This is a genomic window from Nibribacter ruber (genome assembly GCF_009913235.1).
In the GTDB taxonomy this organism is placed as follows: Bacteria; Bacteroidota; Bacteroidia; order Cytophagales; family Hymenobacteraceae; genus Nibribacter; species Nibribacter ruber.
The window spans coordinates 2,342,501-2,350,000 of sequence record NZ_CP047897.1; the positions used below are offsets into that span (position 1 = coordinate 2,342,501).

General features: G+C 42.8%; 6 protein-coding genes and 2 rRNA genes (1 of these 8 running past the window's edge). All 8 read right to left on the reverse strand.

Features of this window, described 5'->3' with window-relative positions; translation table 11 throughout:
• Positions 1 to 327 precede the first annotated feature (327 nt).
• Entirely contained in the window at positions 328 to 1,458 is a 1,131-nt protein-coding gene (locus GU926_RS09790) for a glycosyltransferase (protein WP_160691370.1), read from the reverse strand.
• Positions 1,458 to 2,429, reverse strand: a complete 972-nt coding sequence (locus tag GU926_RS09795; RefSeq protein ID WP_160691372.1) for a glycosyltransferase family 2 protein — start codon at positions 2,427 to 2,429, stop codon at positions 1,458 to 1,460. Before GU926_RS09795 ends, GU926_RS09790 begins: the two co-directional genes overlap by 1 nt.
• Before the next feature lie 7 nt (positions 2,430 to 2,436).
• Complete coding sequence (locus GU926_RS09800) at positions 2,437 to 2,973, reverse strand: DUF4199 domain-containing protein (protein ID WP_160691374.1); 537 nt, start codon at positions 2,971 to 2,973, stop codon at positions 2,437 to 2,439.
• Positions 2,974 to 3,008: 35 nt separating this feature from the next.
• Entirely contained in the window at positions 3,009 to 3,530 is a 522-nt protein-coding gene (locus tag GU926_RS09805) for a DUF4199 domain-containing protein (RefSeq protein ID WP_160691376.1), read from the reverse strand.
• 9 nt (positions 3,531 to 3,539) lie between these two features.
• Positions 3,540 to 4,823, reverse strand: a complete 1,284-nt coding sequence (locus GU926_RS09810) for a dihydroorotase (protein WP_160691378.1) — start codon at positions 4,821 to 4,823, stop codon at positions 3,540 to 3,542.
• On the reverse strand, positions 4,807 to 6,762 hold the full coding sequence (locus GU926_RS09815) for a hypothetical protein (RefSeq protein WP_160691380.1): 1,956 nt from the start codon (positions 6,760 to 6,762) through the stop codon (positions 4,807 to 4,809). Before GU926_RS09815 ends, GU926_RS09810 begins: the two co-directional genes overlap by 17 nt.
• A gap of 110 nt (positions 6,763 to 6,872) precedes the next feature.
• Positions 6,873 to 6,984 (reverse strand): 5S ribosomal RNA (rrf, locus tag GU926_RS09820).
• Positions 6,985 to 7,073: 89 nt separating this feature from the next.
• A 23S ribosomal RNA gene (locus GU926_RS09825) occupies positions 7,074 to 7,500 on the reverse strand; it runs 2,467 nt beyond the window's last position.

The window sequence follows — 7,500 nt, forward strand, 5'->3', positions numbered from 1 at the left end:
TGCAAAGGTAGGAAACTTGTTTCGATTTCCAAACCCCGTGCAAGATTTTTTTCTCTTTTCCCGTTGCTCTGTCAGCTCCAGGCCTCCTTTTTAGAAGGGAGTGCAAAGGTAGCAAACGCGCTTCAGACTTTCAACAACGATTGCGAGATTTTTTTCCTCTCTTTTTCTCCGCCCTTTCGGTTGAGAACCCCTCGCTGGAAGGGAGTGCAAAGGTAGGCGGATTTCTCGAGCAGGCAAGGGCCCTTGTAAAGAAAAGCGGCTCTCCCGGCCTAACCCGCTGCAGCGCAGGGGCATTCATTTCCGGGAAAGGCTTTTTCTTTTCCCTTATTATAATCTCCCAGCTAATTCTAGGATGCCTTTACCCATTACTTCCCAACTAAAACGCTTCTTTTCTTCTTGCACTCCTTTTACAAAGCTAGCTTCTCTCTCATTACTATAATAGTCATAGATTGCATCGGCAATTGCTTTTACCTTAATAGAAACCACATATCCTACCTTTCCAGCTGGCACTATCTCTGGCAGCCCACCTACATTAGTTACTACCATTGGCTTGTTATAATAGTAGGCTATTTGAGTTACTCCACTTTGGGTTGCCGTCTTATAAGGCTGTACTACCAGATCACTCGCACAGAAGTATGCTGCTACTTGTGTATCTGGTATGTACTCTGTATGTAATACCACCCTTTTCCCTAGTTTCCTTTCTTCTATGATTGCCTCATATCTCTCCTTCTCCTCATAATATTCCCCGGCAACAATCAAGTTCAGATTCAAATTAGCTAGCCTCACATCTGCCATTGCCTCCAATAACAAATCCAGTCCCTTGTACTCTCTTATAAAACCAAAGAACAGGAGGTACGGTTTGTCTGAAAGCCCAAGCTGTCTTTTGGCCTCTTGCTTTTCTATGGCTGGACCAAACACGTCATATAAAGGATGAGGTTGAAAGAAGACTTCCTTCTTATCAGTGAACTTAGCTAAATCCTCAGTCACCGATTTGGACATGGAAACAAAAGCGTCACATGCATTTATAAAGTATTGGGTTAGGAGTTCATCTCCTGGACGCGACTCATGAGGAATCACATTGTCAGTTAAAGCAATGACCTTTGTAGATTTATTGGTCTTGGCAATTCGAGCTACTGTTCCAAGGCTGGGTGCTAGGAATGGCAGCCAGAAACGGAGAAATAGAATATCTGGCTTTGCTTTCTTTACCTTCCAGCCTACTTTAACCCATGATAAAGGATTAATTGAATTCAATTCCCTCTTTATGGAAATACCTTCCGGACGGTCACTATCTGAATATTGCGTCTTTCCTGGAAAAAGAATGGCGGGGTATTGTACGGTGAAAGTGATAATATCCACTTTATGACCCATAGCTTGCCATGTCTGAGCTAGGCGCTCGTTAAATGCTGCTATGCCGCCCCTGAATGGATGGGCGGGTCCAATTAATATGATGTACGCCATTAATCTTGAAGCCCTACGGTATCTCTGATAAGATATTCGTTTTCCTTTTTACCGGTTAGGGAAATCATCTCCGCTAAGAAGCCTGCCAGAAACAGTTGCATACCTACTATCACCGCTACCAGTGCCAGGAAGAACAAGGGTTGGTCTGTCACATTTCTTACCGCCAGGTTTTGGAATGAGTAATACACCTTTTCAGCCATTAACCAGAAGGAGATAAGAAAGCCCAGGATAAAAGAAATGGTGCCTAGGCTCCCGAAGAAGTGCATGGGTCTTTTCTTGAATCTGGAAACGAAGGTGATGGACATCAGGTCCAAAAAGCCATATATGAACCGTTCCAGTCCAAACTTAGTGGTACCAAACTGCCTTTCTCTGTGTTGTACTACTTTCTCACCAATCTTTCCGAAGCCATTCCACTTCGCAATCACCGGAATATATCGGTGCATCTCTCCGTACACCTCTACACTTTTTACAACGCGTTGATCATAGGCCTTTAGTCCACAATTAAAGTCGTGGAGTTTAATTCCTGAGATCTTTCTAGTGGCCGCATTGAAGAGTTTAGTAGGAACCGTTTTGCTTAAGGGATCATAGCGCTTCTTTTTCCAGCCAGAAACCAGATCATACCCCTCTTTAACAATCATGTCATACAAGGCGGGAATTTCCTCAGGGCTATCCTGCAAATCTGCATCCATGGTAATCACTACGCGGCCTAAGGTCTCTTTAAAGCCGGTATTCAAGGCTGCCGATTTACCGTAATTTCTGTTAAAACGTATGCCCCTGATTTCAGGCTGGCGGGAAGCCAGTTCTTGAATGATTTTCCAAGACGCATCTGTGCTACCGTCATCTACTAAAATAACCTCATAAATAAAACCGTGTGTCTTCATCACACGGTCTATCCACTGGGTAAGCTCTGGGAGCGATTCCTCTTCATTTAAGAGAGGAACCACTATGGAAATGTCTATCTGTTGTTGCATGCACTAATTATTCAAACTCGGGTCTCTTCTTCTTCATGATGGCTCCTATAATTAGAGACAAAATGAAACCTCCCACAGGACCGCCAATCAAACTTGACAAAGCTTGCTTACCAGCGGTGGTGGACTCTTCTAATTTGGCAATTTCTTCGTCTAACTTGTCTTCTGGCAGGTTAAACTTCTCCAGCATTTCAATCTGTCCAGCCTTGAGAGCCTCTAAAACGGAAGGATCTACAAATTCTATATAGACGTATGCTGTAATAGCCGTAATAATTCCGGAGACCAGCCCCATGAGGGTACCAATTCCGATTGCCTGGCCATACGACATTAATCCCCCATTTGCTTCTCTGAAGTGTTTAAAGGCTTGCACCATGCCCACAATTGGAATGACAATCCCCAACAGCCCCAGCCACCAAGTAGTAGAATTATCTGTTAGATAAAGGATAACCAGATAAAGCGCAGAAACAAGGCCAGTTATAAGGCCATAGCGGATACCCACTGAAACTGTGGTCACAGAAGGGTTGGATGCTGTTACAGAATTGTCCATTGTAATGTTGGTTAGGTATAAGGTTTGGTTTTATGCTATTTTCTAAAAAAGACGGCAGAAACGATGCTAACAAAAAAACCCACCAACCACCGAAGCGTTATCTGCTTCAGGCCTAAGGAAAGTGCGCTTCTGTTGCTCACTTCCTTCAACATCATCTCATAGTTGTCTACCCCTACACTCTTGGTGAGCTCCAATTTGCTTTTCACTAGTTCTGTTTGAGCCTCTAGTATAAATTGAGGAACCAAGTCCTGCCCTAAGATCAGAGTATAGAGCAGTTGTAACAGGGCTACGGTTATTGCCAGAAACAAAGTAATCAGGATGGCCACTTTGAAAGCTTCGGCAAAACTTAATTCTGGATTAATATACTTTTTAAAATATTTAACTCCCAGAAAAACAAAGACAGGAACAAAAATGAGGGTGGAAAATAATTCTGTTTGCTCGCTGTATGGGTTCTGCTTATAGAGAAGGTAAAGGGCTAACCCGAAGACAAAGCTAACTACACCTCCCAACACTCCATACCTACTACTCACCTTAATAACGGAAGTGTCTACCATCATACTTTTGTTTTAGGCTACAACGTAAGCCGGGTTTTTGCTAAATCTATTGTTATGTATGGTGCCATACACCAGACCCTTGAGTTTCTTCCCTAGAAAAGGAGAATTATTGGATAAAGAGGCATTATTAGATTGGTTAAACTCCCATTCCTTATCTGGGTGAAAAAGAGTGAGATTTGCAATACTGCCTTCTTCAAAAGATGGAACGGGTAGCTGTAAGATGATTCTTGGGCCGTATGTGAGCTTATAAATAAGCTGCTGTATTGTTAATTTACCAGACAATGTCTCATTCGCGATGGAAAAGGAAGTCTGGCTATTAATGATGCCTGGGTGCGCATCATCAAACTCCAACTGTTTTGCTTCTGTCTCTAAGGGAGTATGGGCAGATACTAAAGCATCTATTGTTCCATCAGCTAACCCCTCCAGAATAGCAAGCCTATCTTCTTCTCCTCTAAAAGGAGGGCTTACTTTATAATTAGAATCAAAGGGAACAATGGACGCATCTATGAAAGCACATTGATAGGATGCCACATCACAGGAGATGGCCAACCCTTTTTTCTTTCCATTCCTAATGGCTTCAACAGCAGAGGCAGTAGAAATTTGAGAAAAATGCAATCTACCTGGTGCGTATTCAAGAATTTGAAGATCCCTGATAACCTGACTGTCTTCAGCTAAAGAAGGAATACCTTTTAGCCCAAGCCGTGTACTGGCTAATCCCTCATGCATCTGACCGCCCAAAGCCATTTTGCTGTCTTCAGACCTGTTGATCAGCAGACTCCCGGTAAGGCTTAAGTAGTTCAAGGCTTTTATGAGGGTGTCTGCTGTTTGGATAGAACGATCACCATCTGAAAAGGCTACTGCTCCAGCCTGATGTAGATCCAATAATTCAGCTAAATCCTTCCCTACACAATTTTCAGTTACTGCCCCAATGGGATGAATAGTGACTTGCGAAACAGTGTTGTTAGATTTCAGAGCTTGTACTGAAGAGCGAGACTGGGTAATAGGATTCAAATTAGGCAATACCGCTACCTCTGTAAATCCACCATAAGAAGCCGCGGTAACAAAAGATTCAAAATTTTCTCTTTGCTCAAAACCAGGTTCACCTATATGAGCATTCATATCAAACCAACCCAAAGAACAATGTAAGCCCGGCTCTTCAATAACATCAGCGCCTTGTGCTTCTAGAGAATAACCAACTCTTTGTATCACTCCATTCTTAATATGCAGGTCAACGCCCTTATTCGCCCAACTTGAATTTGAGTCAATTATGATGATATTCTTAAGCAGTAAGTTCACCTTTCTTATTTCTTAAAACAATTATCTCAACTAGGAGTAATAGCAGGCACAATATTAGAAAATATTTCTCAAGGTGGCTCACTTCAGGTTTCCTTTCAAGTTCTTTCTGTAAAGATTGTACTTCATCTGCCTGAATTACGGTCACGTCAAATTTATCATCCTCAAATATATCCTCAAGTTCTTCTTTTGAATACCCTTCCAATTTTGATTCCGCAGCTGGAAGGTTTATAGCTATAGTATAAACAGGTAGGCCGTTCCTTAGCACATCATAGAAGCCAGGTGTGTTCAATTCATCTGGAAGGTACATCTCAATTCCATTCGGAAGCCGCTTCTGATCCGGCAAGAAGGTTTGCTCTAACCTTTCCAATTCGTACCTCTCCTCTTGTTCCCCTTTGTTTAGTAGAGGAATAAACATGTTTTTAGAACCTGCCGAAAAGGTAGCAAAAGAACTTGATTTTGAGTCTAGTATCAATTGAAACAAAACAGGAACAAAAAGTGGGTGTTGGGAGAATTCCGTATTTTCAACAGGACCTGAAAACAAGTGGATAGTCCCACCACCCACTTTAAAAGAACTTAAAAATGGAGACCCACCTTGATAGTTTAATATTGAATGGTAAGAGCTCTGCCAAGAAAGGACAGAAGTACCAGAAGGCATGGAAAGCTTTCTAATCTTCTGTTCAAATACATCTGAGAAGAAAGGATCAGAAAAATCAGGCTGAGCCAATTGTGATGGTTGTTTGGAGGGATTAACAACAATCCCCTTTACCCCTAAGCTTTTCAATAAACCTTTTATATGTTCAGCTGAGTTAGTAGTAGGCACAATGATTATGGATTTACCCTTGGCTAACCAATCTTGAACATCTTTGATAATACTTTTACCAAAAGAATTAGATGGTTGGAACAACCAAACAGACGACTTTTCAGATACTTGATCTACAATCTTAAAACCAGCTTCTTCTTGTATTGCTCTTTTAAAAGGGTGGCTATTGGCCAACTCAGGTACAACAGATAATTGAATGTAGTCAGAGCCAGGTAAGACTACAAAATACACATTATCGAATCTATTTTTACTTTCTTCAATTTGGATGGAAAGAGATAAAGCCTCATTCAATTGAGGCTTAATAGGAATTTGAGTGTTTACTAGTCTTCTGCCATTAGGTACTATTTCTGCAGAACCAATCTGAGCTCCACCCTGCAACACTCTGACTTTTAATACATCTCCAACTCTTTTATCAGAAATTTGAAGTCTGATAAAGAGATTGACATCACGACCAGGAAGCAAAATAGGAGTTTCTATCCAGACTGAATCAACTGAAGCATTCCCCGCCACTGAAGCATAATTTACCAAGGTAATAGGCCCATTTTCAGCCAATTTCTTCAAGTTATCCCTAGTGTAAGTATTTCTTTGAAAGTCAGAAGCTAGTATTAAACGAGAAGACCTAGATACAGTAAAGGCTTGAGAAAACAATTTAGAAGATTGGAAGAACGAAGGAGCTAGATGAGGTAAGGAATCTAAAGGAAGTGTTCTCCCAGAAGTAGTTTGAAAAGCTAACCCTACAGATGCAGTACCATATCTACTCAAATCTTGCTTTACCTGTTCAAGTTTAGTTCGCTTACTATCCACTAATGAAGATAGCATACTCCAAGAGTCATCAAATATAACAACTTCATTTTGCTTTAGGAATTTCTCATTATTGCTGCTTACCAAAAAGAAAACAGCGGCAGCAAAGGAAAGAACGAAAAAAGACCTATTAACAAAGAGAAGTCTATTCCGGAATTTCTGGGCGGATTTGGTTTGAGTGAGAACGGAAGAAAGGAAGTATTCCTGAGAGAACTCTATTCGGTTTCTAATTCTTATCCCTAAAAAATGTATAAGAAGCAGAAGTAGGAAACTGCAGAACAAGCCTATTAATATAGGAAGGAACGGAAAACTACTCATACCTTCTAAACTAGCGGATAAATAGGAGAAAACCAACGCCTCTCCCTATTCCCCTATCCCCTTTAACGCAGAAGACCCCGCCTGCTTGCGCGGGCGGGGTCTGAGGATGGGGTTGGCGGCTACCTACTCTCCCGCGTGTGACCGCAGTACCATCGGCTCGGCGGGGCTTAACTTCTCTGTTCGGAATGGGAAGAGGTGGACACCCGCGACATAGCCACCATTATCTTTCAGTATCTCTACTGCTAATGATGTGGGGACGTTCGTTTGTCATATTGGGTCGAGAGAAGGGTCACCAGGGTACGCGCTTTGGGGCGCGGAAGCCTCCGGGCAATTAGTACGGCTCGGCTGTGCTGTCTCCAGCTTTACACCTGCCGCCTATCGACGTGGTCGTCTCCCACGGCCCTTGAAAGATATCTCATCTTGGGGTGAGTTTCGCACTTAGATGCTTTCAGCGCTTATCTCATCCGAGCGTAGCTACCCTGCGCTGCAGCTGGCGCCACAACAGGTCCACCAGAGGCTCGTCCATCCCGGTCCTCTCGTACTAAGGACAGGTCCCCTCAAATATCTAACGCCCACTACAGATAGGGACCGAACTGTCTCACGACGTTCTGAACCCAGCTCGCGTGCCACTTTAATGAGCGAACAGCTCAACCCTTGGGACCTTCTCCAGCCCCAGGACGTGACGAGCCGACATCGAGGTGCCAAACCTCCCCGTCGATATGAGCTCTTGGGGGAGAT

What these genes read in the sequence shown, in the direction of transcription:
- GU926_RS09795 (WP_160691372.1), bottom strand. Translation starts at nt 2,429, where the DNA reads ATGCAACAACAGATAGACATTTCCATAGTGGTTCCTCTCTTAAATGAA.
- GU926_RS09815 (WP_160691380.1), bottom strand. Translation starts at nt 6,762, where the DNA reads ATGAGTAGTTTTCCGTTCCTTCCTATATTAATAGGCTTGTTCTGCAGT.
- GU926_RS09790 (WP_160691370.1), bottom strand. Translation starts at nt 1,458, where the DNA reads ATGGCGTACATCATATTAATTGGACCCGCCCATCCATTCAGGGGCGGC.
- GU926_RS09800 (WP_160691374.1), bottom strand. Translation starts at nt 2,973, where the DNA reads ATGGACAATTCTGTAACAGCATCCAACCCTTCTGTGACCACAGTTTCA.
- GU926_RS09805 (WP_160691376.1), bottom strand. Translation starts at nt 3,530, where the DNA reads ATGATGGTAGACACTTCCGTTATTAAGGTGAGTAGTAGGTATGGAGTG.